Here is a 17,613-nt window from a genome sequence, read left to right on the forward strand (position 1 = left end):
TGGGGGCAGGCCGGCGCTCTAGCCGCCGGCCGGAAGGGCATCAACCGCTTAGCGGACCGCCTGCGAGAGGACCCCGGCCACGGCATCGCAGATGCGCGCGACATCCTCGTCCGTCAGGGTGGGATGGGTCAGGAACATCAGGCTCGTGCGGCCCAGCCGATGGGCGTTGGGCAGGCGCTGCGCCGGGCGCCAGCCCGTACCGTCGAAGGCGGCTTCGTCGTACACTTCCGAACAGCTGCCCTGCATCAGCGGCACGTCGCGGCCCATGACTTCCGCCACGATCCGGTCGCGGTCCCAGCCATCCTTCAGCCCTTCGGGCCGGACATAGGCGTAGAAGCGGTACCAGGCGTGCGTCATGCCTTCGGGCGGCAGGGGCACGGACACGGCGGATGCGAATGGCGCCAGCGTTTCGGCGTAGCGGGCGGCGATCTGCGCCCGGCGCGCGCTCCACTGCGGCATCCGGCCGAGCTGGATGCGGCCGATCGCGGCCTGCATTTCCAGCATCCGCCAGTTGGTGCCGAATTCGTCGTGCAGCCAGCGGAAGCCCGGGGGATGTTCGCGTTCGAACACCGCTTCCCAGGACTTGCCGTGGTCCTTGAAGGACCACATGCGGCGGCGCAGCGCCTCGTCCCGGCAAGTGACCATGCCGCCTTCGCCGCCGGTCGTCATGATCTTGTCCTGGCAGAAGGACCAGGCCCCGGCATGGCCGAAGGACCCGACCGAGCGGCCATCGATCTTCGCCCCGTGGGCCTGCGCGCAATCCTCGATCACGACTATGTCGCGCGCCTCGGCTAGCTGCATGATCCCCTTCATGTCGCACGGCCAGCCGGCCAGGTGCACCGGGATGATGGCCTTCGTCCTGTCGGTCAGGACAGGCGCGATCGTGGCGGGCGCGATATTGCCGCTTTCCGGATCGACATCGGCAAATACTGGCACGGCGCCCGCGTTCACGACGCTGGACACTGAAGCGATGAAGGTGCGCGGCGTCACCACCACCTCGTCGCCCGGTCCGATGCCGAGCGCGCGCAGAGCGAGGTCGAGGGCCAGCGTGCCGTTGGCGACGGCCACGGCGTGTTCGCAATCGGCGAAGCGCGCGAACTCGCGCTCGAAATGGCGGACTTCCTCGCCCGTCCACTGGTTCACCCTGCCGGACAGCAGCACGCGCGAAGCGGCGTCCGCTTCTTCTTCGGTATAGGATGGCCAGGGGGCGACCGAGGTGTTGAGCATGGGCGTCCTGCTATCGGGAACTCGAATGCAAAGGCAAACGCCGGGCGCGAGTGCAGCAATGCGCGGCGCAATGCAAGGCGCGCGATCGGGCTTGCGGAATTTCGAGCGTTTTCAGTGGCATGACATATCCAAGCTTGCGTTCCGGCATCGGCTTCCATATGCGCACGCTCCAGATTGCCGGGTTTGATGGGTGCCAGGCGCGAGCCGCGAGTATTGTATGAAGGCACGACCGACCGAATTCGGGATTTCGGTGGCACGCGGTATTTCCGCGTCGCTGCTGCGTGCCGATCGCAATTCCAAGCGGCTGCTGGCGGTCGCGGTGGACGTGCTCTGCTGCATCGTCGCGGTACTCGTCTCCTTCTCCATTCGGCTCGGCTACTGGGAAGTCGTTTCTCCCGCGGTAGGCGGCATGATCGTGGCGCAGGTCGCCATGTTCCTGCCGATCTTCTATTTCGGCGGGGTCTATTCCAACCTGTTCCGCTTCCACGGACCGCGCGGCATGACGCAGCTGGCATTCTGCTGCGCCGTCCTGGCGATACCGTCCGTCGTCATTTTCGGCGTCGTGTCGATATCCGGCGTGCCTCGCACGCTCAGCATCCTCTTCCCGCTGGTGTTCTTCGCGCTGGTGGCGCTGTCGCGGATCATCGCGCGCTACGTGCTGGTGGACCTGTTCGGGGAGCGGAACGCGCGGCGCAACGTGCTGATCTACGGTGCGGGGTCGGCGGGACGGCAACTGGCCGCCTCGATCGCTCACGAGCGCGAATACCGGCTGATCGGTTATCTCGATGCCGATCCGGCGCTGGCTGGCCGGAAGCTCGAAGGGGTGCCGATCTTCTCGACCCTCGACATGGAAAGCGCGCTGGAGCGCCACGGTATCGAGATCGTGCTGCTGGCCGTTCCCAGCATGCCGCGCAGCACGCGCGCCAAGCTGGTGGAGCGGCTGCAGGACAGCGATATCCATGTGCTGACCCTGCCTGCCCTGGGAGAGATCGTCGACGGCAAGGTATCGGTCAGCGATCTGCGCCCGATCGACGTGGCCGACCTGCTGAGCCGCGATCCGGTGGAGCCCGATCCGGCCCTGATGAGCCGGACGATCGAGGGGAAGTGCGTGCTAGTAACGGGCGCGGGCGGATCCATCGGCGGCGAATTGTCGCGCCAGATCCTGGTCCAGCGGCCGGAGCGGATCGTGCTGGTCGAAATGACCGAGGCGGCGCTCTACGCGATCGACGGCGAATTGCGGACGCTGGCGACGGAACGGAACCTGCAGGTCGATATCGTCCCCGAACTCGCCTCGGTCGACAATGCCGCCAGCGCGCGGCGCATCCTGACCCGCTACCGCCCGCACACGGTTTATCACGCGGCCGCCTACAAGCACGTGCCGATGGTGGAAGCGAACGTCGTCTCGGGCGTCTCCAACAATGTGCGCGGGACGCTCAACTGCGCGCTCGCCGCCTGCGAAATCGGGGTGGAACGGTTCATCCTCGTCAGCACCGACAAGGCGGTCCGGCCGACCAACGTCATGGGCGCGTCCAAGCGCGTATGCGAGATGATCCTGCAGGCGCTCTCGCGCGTCGAATGCCCGACCGTGTTCTCCATGGTGCGCTTCGGCAACGTGCTGGGATCCTCCGGCTCGGTCGTCCCGCGCTTTCGCGAACAGATCGCCCATGGAGGGCCGGTCTCGATCACCCACCGCGACATCACCCGCTACTTCATGACCATTCCGGAAGCGGCAGGGCTGGTGATTCAGGCCGGCGCCATGGCCCGCGGCGGCGAGGTCTACCTGCTCGACATGGGCCAGCCGGTGAAGATCATGGACCTCGCGCGCACGATGATCCGCCTTTCGGGCCGGACCGTGCGCGGTCCCGACAATCCCGACGGCGATATCGAGATCGTGGAAACCGGCCTTCGTCCGGGCGAGAAACTCTACGAGGAACTCCTGATCGGAGCCGAAGCCCATCCGACGGAACACCCGCGCATCTTCCAGGCGCAGGAAGATTTCCTCCCCTGGGTCCGACTGGAAGGTGAGATCGCGCGGCTGGATGCCATGGCCAGCGAAGGAGAGGGCGACGCGATCCGCGCCAAGCTGCGCGAGCTCGTCCCGGGCTTCAGGCCGTCCGACGCGGAACAGACACCGGGGCTGGCCGCATGAAGCGCTTTTTTGACATCGTGCTGTCCGCCCTTTTGCTGGTGATCCTGGCGCCGTTGCTGGCCGTCGTCGCCTTGCTCGTGCGCTTCCGCCTCGGCTCGCCCGTGCTTTTCCGCCAGACTCGCCCCGGACTCCACGGCAAGCCGTTCGAAATCCTGAAGTTCCGCACGATGACCGACGGCCGAGACGCACAGGGCGAACTGCTGCCCGATAGCCGCAGACTGACCGATTTCGGCCGTTTCCTGCGCTCCAGCAGCATCGACGAGCTGCCCGAACTCATTAACATCCTGCGCGGCGACATGAGCTTCGTCGGGCCGCGCCCGCTCCTGATGGAGTACCTGCCGCTATATTCGCAGGAGCAGGCGCGCCGTCACGAAGTCAGGCCGGGCATCACCGGCTGGGCCCAGGTAAACGGCCGCAATGCGATCGGCTGGGACGAGAAATTCGCGCTCGATGTGGAATATGTGGACCGGCGCAGCCTGCTGCTGGACGCCAGGATCATGGTCCTGACCGCGCTCAAAGTGATCCGCCGCGAAGGCATCAACGCCGCAGGCGAAGCCACGATGCCGCGGTTTACGGGGGCAAGGGGAGGTCGCGACTGATGCTTATCGGAATATACGGGGCAAGCGGTTTTGGCAGGGAGGTCATGCCTCTGGCAAAGCGCCAGTTCGGCAGCGAAGCCGAATATTGCTTCATCGACGACCAGGGAGACTCCGAGACTAGGACGGCGGAGCCGGTACTTACCTGGGATGCTTTCCGCGAACGGGAGGGGGAAAAGCAGGTCGCACTCGCCATCGCCGACGCGGGCGTCCGAAAGAAGCTGGCCACGCGATTGCGGGAGTCCGGCATCTCTGCGGTTAGCCTGTTCGACCCCGGCGTGCTTTCCGGTTCTGACAACGAGATTGGCGAAGGGGCGATTTTCTGCGGCTTTAGCCAGATCACCAGCAACGCGAAGATCGGCCGATTCTTCCATGCGAATATCTACTCGTATGTCGCCCATGATTGCGTCATCGGCGATTTCGTCACTTTCGCACCGCGTGTCTGCTGCAATGGCAACGTGTCGATTGGCGATTTCGCCTATATCGGAACCGGAGCGATCATCCGGCAGGGAATTGCGATAGGGGAAGGCGCAGTCATCGGAATGGGTGCAGTGGTCACGCGCGATGTGCCGGCCGGAGAAACATGGGTCGGTAATCCCGCGGCACAGCTTCAGCGTCGCAAGCCCTGACGGCCTGTAGATGAAGGTTCTGTTCTCCTGTTCTGTCGCCCTTTCTTTACGCAATTTTCGCGGGCGTCTGCTCGAATCGATCCGGAAGCGCGGGCACGAGGTCGTGGCGATCGCGCCGGACTTCGATCACGATATGCTGGCCTGGTGCGCCGAGCGCGGTATCGCGACGGACGACAGTCCGATCGACGGACAGGGCCTCAACCCCCTTCGCGACCTGACCTCGCTGGCTAAACTCGTTGGGACCGTGCGCGAGCACAAGCCCGACGTCGTTCTTGGATATACGCCGAAGCCGGCAATCTACACCGCCCTGGCTGCAAAGCTCGCCGGTGTTCCGCACGTGACCATGATGGTGACTGGCCTCGGATACGGGTTCATGGCCGGCGAAGAAGGCTGGAAGGCGAAAATCGTCCCGCCTCTCGTGCGAAACCTCTATCGGGCGGCTTGCGCGGCCTGCGATACCGTGATCTTTCACAACGCCGACAACCGCCGCACTTTTCTCGACCTCGGCATCCTCCGGCAACCGCGAAAGGCCGTGGTGGTCAACGGATCGGGCGTGGATCTCGATCACTATGCTCCCCTGCCGTTTCCCGAAGTCGGCGGTCCGCACGAGATCGCTTTCCTGCTTGTCGGCAGGATCGTGCGTTACAAGGGCATCCTCGAATACGCGAAGGCCGCCGCTCGGGTTCGGGAGAAATATCCGCAGGCTCGCTTCCTCTTGGCCGGATATTACGACCGTAATCCACTAAGCTATTTGCCGGAGGAGTGGGCCTTTATCGAGAAATCGCTGGACTATCTCGGACCGCAATCGGACGTCCGCGGTGTGTTTGCACAGTCGCATGTCTATGTCCTTCCCAGCTACGGAGAAGGAATGCCGCGCACGGTGCTCGAAGCCATGGCGCACGGCCGCCCGGTCATCACCACGGAGACGTTCGGATGCCGGGATACAGTTGCGGAGGGCGAGAATGGCTTTCTCGTCCCTGTAAAGGATGAAATAGACCTCGCTGACGCGATGATCGCGTTCCTTTCGGGTAATGCCGACTACGATGCGATGGGATCCCGCAGTCTCGAAATTGTCAGGGATTGTTTCGAGGTCGAGAAAGTGAATGCAGACATGCGCGCGGCAATGAGGCTGTGACGCGATCGTCCGAGAAAATGCGGTTGACTGTCAATAACCTTCTTTATTTCATAGACCGAATGGTACGGAGAAAATCCGACATCTGTCTGCCAGGTAATTCATAATAGAGAGAACATTTAGCGTGATTACAAGTAAGCACCCCATAATCTTGGGCAATGCACCTAGTTCTGGCAGTACTCTCCTAGCTAACGTGCTTGGTCGATCAAAAAGCATATATCAACGCGGAGAACTTAGTGCGTTCGATAAGCCTGATTGGATAGATGCACCCGAAGAGAAAGTTGACAAAGAATTCAGGATTTGGCTTGATAAAGGTTATAGAAGGCGAATAGCCTGCGAGAACCGGGCTTGTTTCACGAATTACGATCAATACGGTCTAAGCAAATCCGAAATCTCTGATCTTGTTCGGTCAGGAATGAGTTACGTCGATATCGTTCGCGCTTTTTTAGATCAGGCGCGGGAGCGTGACCGGAAAGAGCGATGGCTTGAAAAAACTCCTGCAAATGCGTTCGCCCTTACAAGGCTGGCGAGGGCAATCCCTGACGCTTTCTTTATAGGCATCACAAGGGATGCACGTTTCGTAATAAGTTCTCTCATACGTCGTGGCTTCTCTCCGGAAATTGCCGTCGCGCGGTGGTACTTGAGTAATTTGGCCCTGCTTTCGGCAAGGGACAAAATTAATATCGAACTAGTGAGATACGAAGATTTCACTCGAAACCCTGCGGAGACGCTCGAAAACCTGTTCGCTTTCCTGAACGAGCATTTCGATGCCAGCATTTTAAGCCAGACGGGACAGGTTTCGGGCACTACGAAACTTGAAACCTGGTCCCACGGTGTGAACGACGCGATATCGCCATCACCCGAATGGGATCGAAGTAAGGCGTTGCCGCCGCGTGTGATTGACGCATTCAAACGTATGCGGCCGAGCGAACCGTTCCTGAGATCAATCGACTTAGAGTCGGCTCCTGAGCCGATCGAACTACAGAAACTCTTGGGGTACTCGACCTCAGGTCTGGAAGAAGAGGTCAGTGTTGCGATTCCGAAAATTGGCCTTCTGGTGCCGGCCTACTTTCGGTACTCGGCCTCTCTCGCAAGGCACCGCCTTTCTGCGCGGAGCATTCCATTCAGCTTTGTCAGCTAGTCGCGCTTTTAGTTTGGTAAGTCCCGGACTAATTTTGCGTGTTGATGCCTGACGAGCGTCCCGATCGAGATCGCTTGTACAAATTCGGCAATAGCAAAGCCGATCAATCCGAATTGAATGCCCAAAATTACAGCGAGGGCGATTTTAACGAGGATTGATACATTCGTGATGCGAGCAAGCATCACTTGCTTGCCCGCGAATTTGAGTACTGTCGACGGTATGTTCGCCAAGCTGCCGATAATTGCGGCAAGCACGATGAGGCTGAACGGCAAAAGGGGGATCAGGTTTTCTTCCTGGGTGAGAAATCTGATGGCCGGCAGGGCGATGGCCGCACCGGCGATCCCGATTATCGTCGAAAGAAGGGCGAAAAAGCGGATTTCCCCCATCAACCCATCGTGGCTTTCCCTGGTCATGCCGCGCGCAAAGCACTCGGCTACCTTGGGGCCATACAGCAGATTGATCGAGAACAGTCCGATCATGACCAGTCCGGCGACCGAAGTCATGAGTACGAGGCTTCCCAGCTGCGCGAACGACAGGATCAAGCCGCCCACATAAATGGGGATACGGCTGCCCGCTATGCCGCTCAGGGCCACGAAAAAATACGGGAGTGCCTCCCTCATGAGGGGAACAACTGGCTCGATCCTGTCCCCGTCAACAGCTTTGGAGGGAAGCGCCGCCCACGTTTTCACCAAAAGGGCAACGGCAAGGAGAAAGACAATCAGGCTCGTCCCCGCGAAAGCCAGAGCGGACGAAAACAAGTCGAGCAGGTCTGCCCACAGCAATCCCATGATCGACGCAATCAATGCGATCGGAGCGACGCTTCTTTGAATGAAAAGCGCGGCGATGCTGTTGCCATAAGCCCTGACCTGCGAGGTGAGAATGATCGTGGAACCCAGACACCACCCTGCAAACAAGGTGAGCCACAGCGCCTGAGACGATAGGATGTCGTAGTCAGCCAGAAAGGTTATCGGCAGCCAAAAGAGCAAGGCAAGCATCGCCACGATCAGAAGGCAGGACCAGAACAGCCTTCGACCGCTTTCCCGGATCATCGCCTGGTCGCGCTCCCCCTTGATCCGGTTGATTACCACGGAGTCGAGACCGAAAGCAGCGAAACCGCCGATCATCTGGCTGTTATTGCGAAGCAGGGCAAACAACCCGAAGCTCGACTGCCCCAAGAGCCGGACCAGAAGGATCTGCAGCAGGAAATTGCCTCCGACCGCCAGATAACCGTTGGATATACCGAGGATGGTGTCGCGCTGAAAAAGCTTCGCCAGGGAATGACGGTTCATAAAACGGCCTTGGTTTGGTCGCCGACGATCAAAGCTGCAGTTCTCTCACGAAGGATTGTATTCGAGATGTGCGGCGTACGAACAACGCGGAAGATGAAAGCATCCAGCAGATGATCGCGGTGGGTCAGTTGGCTCTTGATATCAAGTGCGGGAGCATATCTTCCGCCGACTGCTGTCTGGAACCTACGAACTTGGCGCTTTCAAGTTTGTTGTTAGCGTCCGAGGACGTGCTGAAAGACCAGTGACATTCGTTCTGCCATGCGGTCCGCTGACCAATTCCCGCTGGCGGCAACGGCATCGTAGGACATCGTTTGCGGTTCCCTCTCGAGCCGCACGATCCATTGGGTCATCCCCTCCACGTCATCATATTCTCTCGCAGCCCCGGCGCCCTCTTGCTCCACAATCTTTGATAGAGTGGCGCAGCGTTCGCCAACGACAAGGATCGGAGTGCCCGTTGCGATATAATCGAAGAACTTGCTCATGATGCTGACTCTTCCGACCGGATCGCGATGCAGCATTGCCAGAACAGCATCGGCTTGCTCGGTTTCGCGAACAGTAGCGGCGTGGTCGAGCGCTGGGACCGCTTCCACGATGTCAGTCGCATCGAGCCGACTGGCTTCCTCCGCCGCCAAGTACGAATCCGATCCGATGAATTTCAGGCGGATTGGACGCGTTGTCTGCAGGGCAGCCTTCTTTGCGGCTTGAATGATCGGCCCAGGTTCACGTGCTCCACCGTACAGAGCGCCCGCGTGTAGCAATATCAACGGAGTGTCAGGATCAGCAGCGGCCAGCCGTGCTTCCCGTGCTTTCATTTTTGCCTGGATCGCATCTGGATCGAAATCCGACCCGTTTGGCACCGCTCGAATTTCCGCGTCAGGATAAAGTCCTTTGAAATACTCGGTGAAGGTGTCGGACATCGTGACGGTGGCGTCCGCCCTGCCGACGATCCATCGTTCGAGCCGCGCCAGCAACCTGCGGCGGACCGGTCCGGTTTCGTCCTTCTCGGGAAGCCAGCTGACCGGGTCGCGAAACTCGGCCACCCAGGCCGCACCGGTCTTCCGGGCAATGCGATAGGCCGCGATGTGCGATGCGAGGGACGGGGACGTGGACAGGATCACTTGCGCCTTGGCCACAAGCGGTTCCGAATGCGCGGCCCTTAGACGCATTGCCCAGAGCACGGTACGATCCGGAAAAAGCAGTCCTTTGGCAAAAGCCTTCAGCATGCCTCCCAAGCCTTTGCGCCTGCTGTCCGCGGTATTTTCGGACGCGTTCGCTGCGACCGCTGCAAGCGGATCGTCGTAGCGCAGGACGCGATCGGGTTCACCGGCAAGGGGGTCGTCCAGCCCGCGCGAGCGGACCATGGCAGCCTTTCCGACCGTCAGGACCGCGGGCGTCCAGCCGCGCTCGCCCAAGCCTCGCACAAGTCGCGACATTCGTACTGCTGCGGGTGACGACGAGGGTGGATAGCCATAGCTGATGATCAAGCAGGACGGCATGCTGTTCGGCTCTTGCTGGTCTTTCGGGGGCGCCCCGGCCCTAGAGGAGCCGGGCCCTTAAGGGCAATCGAGAACTGCCCGCCGGAATCGTTCATTGCCCAGTCGGGGTAACGGCTCTAGGCGCGAACCAGATCATGCCTCGCATCCCGACCCTGCTCCTGATTTCGCTCTACTGTCTGATGGCAGCGTTCACCACTGTCGAAGGCGAAGCCGGTCAGGGCGTGGCAGGTCGCGTCATCGAAGCCGACCTGCTCGCCCTGGGCCTGTTCCTGCCGGCCTTCCTGATGAGCGGAAGGATCAGGCTGGAAGCCAATTTCTGGTTTTACCTCGCCTTCATGGGAATGATGCTTGCATCCCTGCTGCTCGCGACGAGGCCCGGCGACGGCATTATCGAATATGTTGTCCACCTGTTCAATTTCGTGGTTGGCATCGCGCTGTTCAATCTGTGCGTTAATGCCCGCGATTTCAGCCTGTCGGACGTGCTCTACGCGTTCTTTTATGCTGCGGCGGTGGTGGCCGTCCTGTGTCTGCTCCAATTCTTCGTGTTTCCCAACTGGTTTGGTGGGCGCCAAGTCGGCGGCCTTGTCGGTACGTTCCGTAACACAGGCCAGGCTGGCACCTATTTCGGGACAGCACTGGCCGTACTACTCCCCGCAATGGTGGTCGGTCTGATCCGCCGATCTGCCTTCAACGTGATGGCGATGCTGCTCATCGTCATGTGTCTCGTCCTCACGGTAAAGCGCGCTGCGTTGCTTGGCTTCTCCGTTGGACTGGTAGGGCTGCTACTCGCCGCCGCCCTGACCGGATCTCTGGAGGACCGTAGGCGCAACCTGACTTTCTTCGTGATAGCGTTGGTGCTTACGCCAGTTGTATTCCAAATCTATGACTTTGCTGTCCAGAATGTGTCCGGTCTCGAAAGTCGTTTCGAGCGAAAGGTAACGAATTTTTCGGTAGACGAATTCATGACGAAGTTTTTCGGTGAGAATTCGGCTGCTGCGTTGCGCGCTTTCCAAGATCGTCCTTTGTTAGGCGTCGGACCGAACAACATCGTCGGTGAGTACACCGAAAAATACGAAATACACTCGACACCCCTGTCGATCTTGTCGTCCACGGGAATTCTTGGGTTTCTCGTGTATCTGCTCTTTCTCGGTCACCTTCTTTGGACAATTTGGAAGGCGGGCGCCGGCCGGCTCATGGAAAATCGCTTCATGCGGCTGGCATTTCCCATGGTCTGCGGTTTGATAGTGAGTTGGGGCTATACCTATCACGTCCGAAAGCGTGAATTCTGGATAGCTTACGCGGTGATCATGTTCGGAGCGTTTCTGATCAAACGCTACCAGAGACAGTCATCAATTAAGCTTCCGGCCCAACGAACTGGCCCATCGATCTATCAAACAGGCAACGTTTTCGCACGCTCGGCTTAATTCCTCAATCCACCTTGCCCTTAGTGTTGACGGACAATGGTTCTCGAGGATTGCCAGCGTTACCAATGGAGGACTTCTGATTTGCGGTTGCTGCCTCGCCGGGCGGGGACTACGCGAATGGCTCCAATGACGGTCAGGCGCAAGGGTTTCGGGTGGCTTCCAGGATAGATCGGATCTACGCGCGACTACCGGTCTTTGCGCAGGACCTGGCGATCAGCGTGCAGGGGTGGCGCTTCCGACGTGCGCGGTTCGGTGGGGCTTTCCGCGATCATCTCGCCGCAGCGGAGCGCGACGCGAAGCTGGATCCGGGCGCCCTTGCGCGGCTTCAGCTTTCGCGCCTGCAGGCATTCGTCGCCCATGCCTACGACCAGTCCCCTTTCTACCGGGCGAAATACGATGCGGCCGGCGTGCATCCCCGCGATCTGGTATCGCTCGAAGACATCCGGCGATTTCCGCCGCTCGAGAAGGAGGAGCTGCGCAGCCACACCTCCGAGATCCAGGCGCGCTCCACGATCGGGATGCAGGGTCTTCAGGCCGTGTCCACGTCCGGTACGACCGGGACGCCCATCCGGGTCGCCTATACGCCGGAGGACACCCAGCGCCGCTTCGCCTATCTCTACCGGATGCTCCGGCGGTTCGGCATCCAGCCTAGTTCCCGCTCGGTGCGGTTCTCGGGACGGACGCTATTTCCCTCGGCAGAGCGCAACGGGATTTTCTGGCGGCATAATCATGCCGCCAACCAGTTGCTGATGTCGACCTATCACATGACCCCGGCAAACCTGGACGCGTATGTCGAGAAGCTGCAGTCCTTCGCTCCGGAAATGCTGGACGGCTATCCGTCGGCCATCTTCCTGCTGGCGCGCCATGTGAACCGTCGGGGTATGGCGGGTACGATCGCGCCGCGCCTGATCATGACAACGGCGGAAACGCTGGAGGATTTCCAGCGCGAAGAGATCACGTGCGCCTTTCCGGGCAGCCGTATCGGGAACCAGTACGCTTCCAGCGAAGGTGCCCCTTTCGTCACCGAAGACGAATTCGGCGAACTGATCCTCAATACCGATACCGGCCTGATCGAGACGGCTGATGGATCGCCCGAGGGGGAAATGCTCGTCACGAGTTTCACGACCCACGCATTTCCGCTGATCCGCTATCGCATAGGCGATACAATCGCGTTCGAGCCGGGGCGACTGGCCCGCTCAATGGCGATGCCGGTGGTGAAAGCGATTACCGGCCGGCAGGAAGACCTGATAGTCAGTCCCGACCGCGGCCCGGTCGGCCGGCTGGATCCGGTGTTCAAGAAGATGCCCTCCACCATCGTGGAAAGCCAGATCGAACAGGTTTCCGAAAGCCGGGTCGCCCTGCGGGTCGTTCCCGACATGACGGCGGGGTACCGGAGGGATCAGCTTGCCAGCGTGATCGACGAACTCGAGGCGCGCCTGGGCCGGATGGAGATCGAGGTACAGGAGGTCGACACGCTCGAACGCGGGGCCAATGGGAAACTGCGCGCGGTCAAGGGAATCGCCATGCGATCCCTAACCGCGTCCGGCTGACGCGATCTCAGCCGCGGATGCGCTCGCCTCTAAGCAGCCTGTCCGGTTCGAAGGTCAGTCCGCGCATCGCCATCACCAGGGCCAGCGTGCCGACGGCGGCGATGGTTGCCGTGCGGAGCGGATAGTCCACGAGGCTGTGGAGCGCGATTACCAGCAGCACCACGTAGGGCGCGGCCCGGCGCACGATCTGCGTCAGGTTTCCGCGAAGGTGGCGGCGCGCCGACCGGGCGAGCACCATACCGAGCAGGCCAAGGATCGCGACGGCGAATATCCCGCCTTCGAGAATGAATTCGAGCCAGTCGTTGTGGGCGTGGTTGATATAGACCGACAGGATGACGTTCGGGTCTTCGTACTGCGGATAGAACCAGCGGAAATTCCCGAGCCCTATGCCATATGGGAAGGTGTCGACGATCGCCTGGTAGGTGCCGTCCCAGATATAGGTCCGCGATCCCACGTCCGTCGTCTGGACGAACAGCTTTTCCGTCAGGCTGCGTGGGGCGAAGACGGCGAACATCATCGCGGCCAGTCCCCCAAGGGCGATGATGCCGATGCCGCCCCAGCGCATCGCGGGGCTGCCGAGGCGCGCAATGAAGAAGGTCGCGCAGTAGGCCGCGACCATCATGCCGAGCGCAAGGCCGGCAAGGGAGCGGTTGAGGAATACGTTCGCCAGCAGGAAACCTGTAAAGGCGAGCCAGGCGAGCCAGGCGAACGATCCCCCGCCACGGCCCGTGCGGTCCGGCTCTATCCCCACGATCGCCAACGCGGCGCAGACGATGAACAGTGTCGCAAAGTGGTTGCTGTTGGCGAAAAAGCCGACCGACGATGCGACCGAGGTAATATCGTAGAAATAGAGCGGCGATCCGTCGCCCGCCGCGATCTGCGCGACGCCGACAACGGCTGCCAGGACCGTGGCCGCAAGGATGGCGAGGATGCCCCTGGTGATGGTATCGGGCTCCGCCCGGAGCGCCATCGCCAGTACGGCGAAGGGCGGTATGAAGGACAGGGCGGATGCGATGGCGCGTTCCCATTCGATCGCAAGCGGGCGCCAGCCCGGTTCGTTGCCCAGCAGTTCCATGCCCTGCGCTACGTTCGCCCGTCCCGGTATCGCCGACCACAGGCCGGACGGGAGCGGGACGAACTGGACCACGATCCAGCCGCAGGTCGCGAGGATCAGCCATTTGAAATACCGGCCCGGAATATCCCCGGCGACCGGAACCGCGCGCTCTTGGGTCGCGGCAAACCACAGGATCGCTAGGCCGAGCAACTGGAGCAGGGCATTGGCGACAGCACCCCCGCTGCTCGATCCGCCCAGCACCACGCACAGCGCGAGATAGGCAGGCAGCATGAGACGCGGTTCGAACAGGCGGGCAATCATCGACTTGCCCCTTCGCGGGTTTCGAAACCGCGGAACTGAATGTCGATTTCGGCGCCTTCATCCTCGGAGCGGGCGAGCAATTCGAATGTCTGGGTGCGGCATGCCTCGCCGTCCGGAACGACGACCGAGAGGCCGGTGCTGCCTTCGCCTTCGTCGGGCGCTTCGATCGCTGCCGTGCCGACGACGTCCCCGCCTTCGCACCGCACGCGCCAGGTCAATGTGCTGGCGCCGCCCCGGACGAGATCGACGTGGTAGGGCAGCGTCCAGCGGTAGGTTCCGGCCGGCATAGCCGTCGTCTGCTGCAGCAGAAGAGTTTCGGGCCCGCCTTCGAAACTGACGGCGAGGGCGCGCTGCGCACCCCATGCCGATGGGCCGATCGGCGCGGCACGGCCGCGGTCCGAAGCCACGTCCTTCCAGCTGAAGATGCCGTTGCCGAAACCCTCGGCGAAGGATGGGTCGACCGGCCATGCGATTGCGCCACCCGCTCGGCTCGGATTGTTATGACGGTACAGGAGGCGGGCTTCCTCGACATGCCCGGCGCGGATAAGAAGAGGAAGGATCGCCCGTGCGTTCGAACCGGTCGGCGGGGCTTGCCGGATGAGCGCGAGACTGAGGGGCAACGACACCGCGTCGTCCCCGCGAAGGTAGCGGTAGTAGGAATTGGCCCGCTCAGGCCGCTCTTCGACCAGTTCGAGGATGTTGCGGCGGAAGACGGGGTCCACGCTGCCCTGGCGCACGACCGACATCATCAGTTCGCCGATGGAGCCGGGCAATTCGGCAAGCGCGAACACCTCCCGCGCCCCGTCCTTGGTTCGGCCGATGGCGAGGTATTGTTGGGCGAGGGCCAGGCGGACAGGCTTGCTCCGCGGATCCTGCCGCAGGGCGAATTCGAGAAGCCCGATCGCCCGGTCGGTCTCGTTCGCGGCGAGGGCCGCATTCGCGGCGGAGGTGTAGGGCACGGGGTTCAAGGGAAGGCGCCCGTTGACGAACCGGACCAGCGAGGGATCGGGCGCGCCACCGCCCACCATTGCCCGTCCGTCCCGGCGGAAGTTCGCGTGCAGTTCCGCAATTCCGCTGGCCGGGACCGGCTTGAGTGCCTGTGCCGCTGCTTCACCCGACAGGCGCGAGATGACCTGCGCCTGCATGTTGAACAGCACGAGTGCAGCTCCGGAAATAGCGAGCGCGCCGGCGACCCACGCGGTCACGGGCCTTCTCGTCGAACTGGCGTCTGGCGTCATTCGTTCAAACCGCAGGGTATTTCGCGAAGGTCGGTCGGCAGGATCAGCGCTTCAGCGATCCGAACACCTTGGCAAGACCGCGCGGTTCCGAACTGCCCTGTCCGTACGAATAGGCGTAGCTGTAGCCGTAGCCATAGGCTTCGTCGGTTTCTTCCGGCTTGGTCTGGGCGAGGACGACGCCGATGATGGAGCCGTTGTTGTCCTGGATGCGCTGGATCGCGCTGCGGACACCAGAACTCGTCGCCCTGTTGAACTGCACGACGAACAGCGTGGCGCCGACGACGGAAGCCACGATCGGCGCGTCTGCCAGCCCCAAGACGGGCGGGGCATCAACGATGATGTTGTCGTAGGATTCGAGTTCTTCCGACAGCAGGTTCGCAAAGCGGTCACTGGACAGCAGTTCGGCCGGATTCGGCGGCACCTGGCCGCTCGGGAGCAGGTGCAGCCTGTCGTTGATGGAGACGATGGCTTCGGAAGGCTGCGCTTCGCCGACCAGCACGTCCGTCAGGCCGCGGCCCTGGTTGGAGGAAACCTGGTCCTGCACCGCGTCGACACCTTCCCCACGCTCGAAGCCGAGGAAAGTCGGCATGCGCAAGTCGGCATCGATCAGCAGCACGCGCCGGCCCTGGCGCGCGAGGATGTGCGCGATGCCGTAAGCGGTCGAGGACTTGCCTTCGTTGGGGACGGTACTGGTGAGCGAGAGCAGCTTGGGGAAGCCCTGCGAGGTCGAGAACCGCAGGCGGTTGGCGACCGATACGAAGGATTCGTAGATCGGCGTCTTGGGATCGTTGAGCGCGATCGCCACGCTTTCGCCGTCTTCGCCGAAGGGGATGCCGCCGATGAACTTCTGCTGCAGCAGCTGTTCGACGTCCCGCTGGCCGCGGATCTTCGTGCTCAGGAGCCCGGACAGGACCGCCACGACGATACCGATGGCGAGGCCGGCGATAAGGCCCAGCAGCAGGTTGATGACCATGTTCGGCCGGACCGGCGAACGCGGGACCGCCGCCGGATCGACGACATTGATCAGGTTCTGCACTTCCGTCCCGGCCGCGCCGATTTCCTTGAACCGCTCCAGCAGGGCATCGTACCGCGCGGCGTTGGTGTCCACGTCGCGCTTCAGAATGTTGTACTGGATGGATTCCCCGCGTTCGGTGAGCGCGGAAGACGTCAGGCTGTCCAGCTGTGCTTCCAGCTGGCGCTCTTCACCCAGCGCCGCATTGTAGGCGGACTGGAGCGCGTCGCGCGACTGGCTGCGGTCCTGGTTGCGAATGTTCTGCAACGAGGATTCGAGCGATGCGATCTGCTGCTGCAGGGCCTGCATTTCCGGGTAGTCCGGTTTGAACAGGTCCCGCTTCTGCTGGTATTCGGCGCGCAATTGCGCGAGCTGCGTCGTCAGCGCGGCCGAACCGGCATTCGTCGACGGCGTGTTGTTGGTGGCGAAGCGAAGCTGCTCCTGCGCGGCAATGCGGCGCGCGCGGGCCTCGATCAGTGCGCCGTTCACTTCCGCGAGGCTGCGCGTGGCAAGCGATTCCCCTTCGCCGCTCTGGTCGGGGGAAGCGAGAGTGATGATCTCGCGGTTGCGCGCATAGGTCACGAGCGCACGTTCTGAATCCTCGAGATTGCTGCGTGTCTCGGCGATCTGCTTCGCCAGCACGTCGCGCGCATAGGCATCCGTTTCGAGTTGCCATTCGATGTTCAGTTCGATGAACTCGCTGGCATAGGCATTGGCGACCTGCGCCGCCTGCTCGGGATCGGCGCTTTCGACCACGATTTCGAACAGGCGCGTATCCGGCAGGTTGTTGATCGTGACGGCACGCTCCAGCTCGGTAACGGCCATTTCCAGCCTCTGGCGCGGCGCGCCGGCTTCGTCCCCGCCGCGCGCGGCGTCGAGACGCAGCTCGCGTGCAACCCGCTCACGCAGGGTCCGGGTGCGCAGCAGCTCTTCCTGCGTCTGGAGATAGGTTCCATCGATGCTGGCGCCCTGCGGCGACTGGCTGTCCACTTCCGCCAGTGCCTGCGCTTCGGGGTTCACCTCGATCCGCGCGGTAGCCTCGTAGACGGGCGTGGTCAGGGCCGTGATCAGCAGGCCTGCCAGCAGGCCCAGCACGGCCAGCGCCGCAATGGTCCATTTCTGGCGCCGGATCGTGACCAGCAGGACGGGCAGGGACAGGCTGGAAAATCCGCCGCCGGCGGCATGGCCGGGCGCATCCGCCGCGGCACCGTTCCCCGTCGTCAACTGGCCGGCGCGGAACGGCACGTTTTCGCCAATTCCATTATTGTTAACAACCAACTGCCGATCCCTTCGTCATCGCGGACTGGTTTGCGCTTCGTGCTTCCGGAGCCGAGATGCGATATCTCGGATTTCCG

Annotated in this window: 13 protein-coding genes; 7 read left to right on the forward strand and 6 right to left on the reverse strand. The window is 62.0% G+C overall.

Annotated features, from left to right (window positions below):
* Positions 1–48 precede the first annotated feature (48 nt).
* A complete protein-coding gene (locus tag AB1K63_RS11500) occupies positions 49–1,227 on the reverse strand; it encodes a DegT/DnrJ/EryC1/StrS aminotransferase family protein (protein WP_366960299.1) in 1,179 nt (392 codons plus the stop codon).
* A 217-nt stretch (positions 1,228–1,444) separates the two neighbouring features.
* On the opposite strand from AB1K63_RS11500, the gene AB1K63_RS11505 reads away from it, so the two are divergent.
* The 5 genes from AB1K63_RS11505 (at position 1,445) to AB1K63_RS11525 (ending at position 6,874) form a co-directional block, all read left to right on the forward strand.
* Positions 1,445–3,376 (forward strand): nucleoside-diphosphate sugar epimerase/dehydratase, encoded by a 1,932-nt coding sequence (locus AB1K63_RS11505; protein ID WP_366960301.1) that lies wholly within the window; start codon positions 1,445–1,447, stop codon positions 3,374–3,376.
* Positions 3,373–3,975, forward strand: a complete 603-nt coding sequence (locus tag AB1K63_RS11510; RefSeq protein ID WP_366960302.1) for a sugar transferase — start codon at positions 3,373–3,375, stop codon at positions 3,973–3,975. Before AB1K63_RS11505 ends, AB1K63_RS11510 begins: the two co-directional genes overlap by 4 nt.
* Positions 3,975–4,601, forward strand: coding sequence for an acetyltransferase (locus AB1K63_RS11515; protein WP_366960303.1), 627 nt, complete (start codon positions 3,975–3,977; stop codon positions 4,599–4,601). The genes AB1K63_RS11510 and AB1K63_RS11515 overlap by 1 nt, the downstream gene beginning before the upstream one ends.
* A gap of 10 nt (positions 4,602–4,611) precedes the next feature.
* Positions 4,612–5,736, forward strand: coding sequence for a glycosyltransferase family 4 protein (locus AB1K63_RS11520; RefSeq protein WP_366960304.1), 1,125 nt, complete (start codon positions 4,612–4,614; stop codon positions 5,734–5,736).
* A 121-nt stretch (positions 5,737–5,857) separates the two neighbouring features.
* The gene (locus AB1K63_RS11525) at positions 5,858–6,874 is read left to right on the forward strand and encodes a sulfotransferase (protein ID WP_366960305.1); all 1,017 of its coding nucleotides are present in this window, start codon (positions 5,858–5,860) and stop codon (positions 6,872–6,874) included.
* Between the two features lie 8 nt (positions 6,875–6,882).
* Here AB1K63_RS11525 and AB1K63_RS11530 read toward each other — a convergent pair whose 3' ends face one another.
* Entirely contained in the window at positions 6,883–8,163 is a 1,281-nt protein-coding gene (locus AB1K63_RS11530; protein WP_366960306.1) for a hypothetical protein, read from the reverse strand.
* A 212-nt stretch (positions 8,164–8,375) separates the two neighbouring features.
* Positions 8,376–9,659: a glycosyltransferase gene (locus tag AB1K63_RS11535; protein WP_366960307.1), complete on the reverse strand. Its 1,284-nt coding sequence runs from the start codon at positions 9,657–9,659 to the stop codon at positions 8,376–8,378.
* Between the two features lie 179 nt (positions 9,660–9,838).
* Here AB1K63_RS11535 and AB1K63_RS11540 point away from each other — a divergent pair, with 179 nt between their 5' ends.
* Positions 9,839–11,083, forward strand: a complete 1,245-nt coding sequence (locus tag AB1K63_RS11540; RefSeq protein ID WP_366960308.1) for an O-antigen ligase family protein — start codon at positions 9,839–9,841, stop codon at positions 11,081–11,083.
* A 152-nt stretch (positions 11,084–11,235) separates the two neighbouring features.
* Entirely contained in the window at positions 11,236–12,633 is a 1,398-nt protein-coding gene (locus tag AB1K63_RS11545) for a hypothetical protein (RefSeq protein ID WP_366960309.1), read from the forward strand.
* A gap of 7 nt (positions 12,634–12,640) precedes the next feature.
* On the opposite strand, the gene AB1K63_RS11550 is transcribed toward AB1K63_RS11545, so the two are convergent.
* The 3 genes from AB1K63_RS11550 to AB1K63_RS11560 all read right to left on the reverse strand — a co-directional run bounded on the left by AB1K63_RS11550 (position 12,641) and on the right by AB1K63_RS11560 (position 17,503).
* The gene (locus AB1K63_RS11550; protein WP_366960310.1) at positions 12,641–14,008 is read right to left on the reverse strand and encodes an O-antigen ligase family protein; all 1,368 of its coding nucleotides are present in this window, start codon (positions 14,006–14,008) and stop codon (positions 12,641–12,643) included.
* Complete coding sequence (locus tag AB1K63_RS11555; RefSeq protein ID WP_366960311.1) at positions 14,005–15,213, reverse strand: tetratricopeptide repeat protein; 1,209 nt, start codon at positions 15,211–15,213, stop codon at positions 14,005–14,007. The genes AB1K63_RS11550 and AB1K63_RS11555 overlap by 4 nt, the downstream gene beginning before the upstream one ends.
* A gap of 76 nt (positions 15,214–15,289) precedes the next feature.
* Positions 15,290–17,503 (reverse strand): polysaccharide biosynthesis tyrosine autokinase, encoded by a 2,214-nt coding sequence (locus AB1K63_RS11560; protein WP_366960312.1) that lies wholly within the window; start codon positions 17,501–17,503, stop codon positions 15,290–15,292.
* Positions 17,504–17,613 lie beyond the last annotated feature (110 nt).

It is taken from the genome of Qipengyuania sp. JC766 (genome assembly GCF_040717445.1).
Lineage (GTDB): Bacteria > Pseudomonadota > Alphaproteobacteria > Sphingomonadales > Sphingomonadaceae > JC766.

Coding starts and splice junctions, on each gene's coding strand:
- AB1K63_RS11510 (WP_366960302.1), top strand. CDS start 3,373: ATGAAGCGCTTTTTTGACATCGTGCTGTCCGCCCTTTTGCTGGTGATC.
- AB1K63_RS11500 (WP_366960299.1), bottom strand. CDS start 1,227: ATGCTCAACACCTCGGTCGCCCCCTGGCCATCCTATACCGAAGAAGAA.
- AB1K63_RS11540 (WP_366960308.1), top strand. CDS start 9,839: ATGGCAGCGTTCACCACTGTCGAAGGCGAAGCCGGTCAGGGCGTGGCA.
- AB1K63_RS11515 (WP_366960303.1), top strand. CDS start 3,975: ATGCTTATCGGAATATACGGGGCAAGCGGTTTTGGCAGGGAGGTCATG.
- AB1K63_RS11505 (WP_366960301.1), top strand. CDS start 1,445: ATGAAGGCACGACCGACCGAATTCGGGATTTCGGTGGCACGCGGTATT.
- AB1K63_RS11550 (WP_366960310.1), bottom strand. CDS start 14,008: ATGATTGCCCGCCTGTTCGAACCGCGTCTCATGCTGCCTGCCTATCTC.
- AB1K63_RS11530 (WP_366960306.1), bottom strand. CDS start 8,163: ATGAACCGTCATTCCCTGGCGAAGCTTTTTCAGCGCGACACCATCCTC.
- AB1K63_RS11535 (WP_366960307.1), bottom strand. CDS start 9,659: ATGCCGTCCTGCTTGATCATCAGCTATGGCTATCCACCCTCGTCGTCA.
- AB1K63_RS11520 (WP_366960304.1), top strand. CDS start 4,612: ATGAAGGTTCTGTTCTCCTGTTCTGTCGCCCTTTCTTTACGCAATTTT.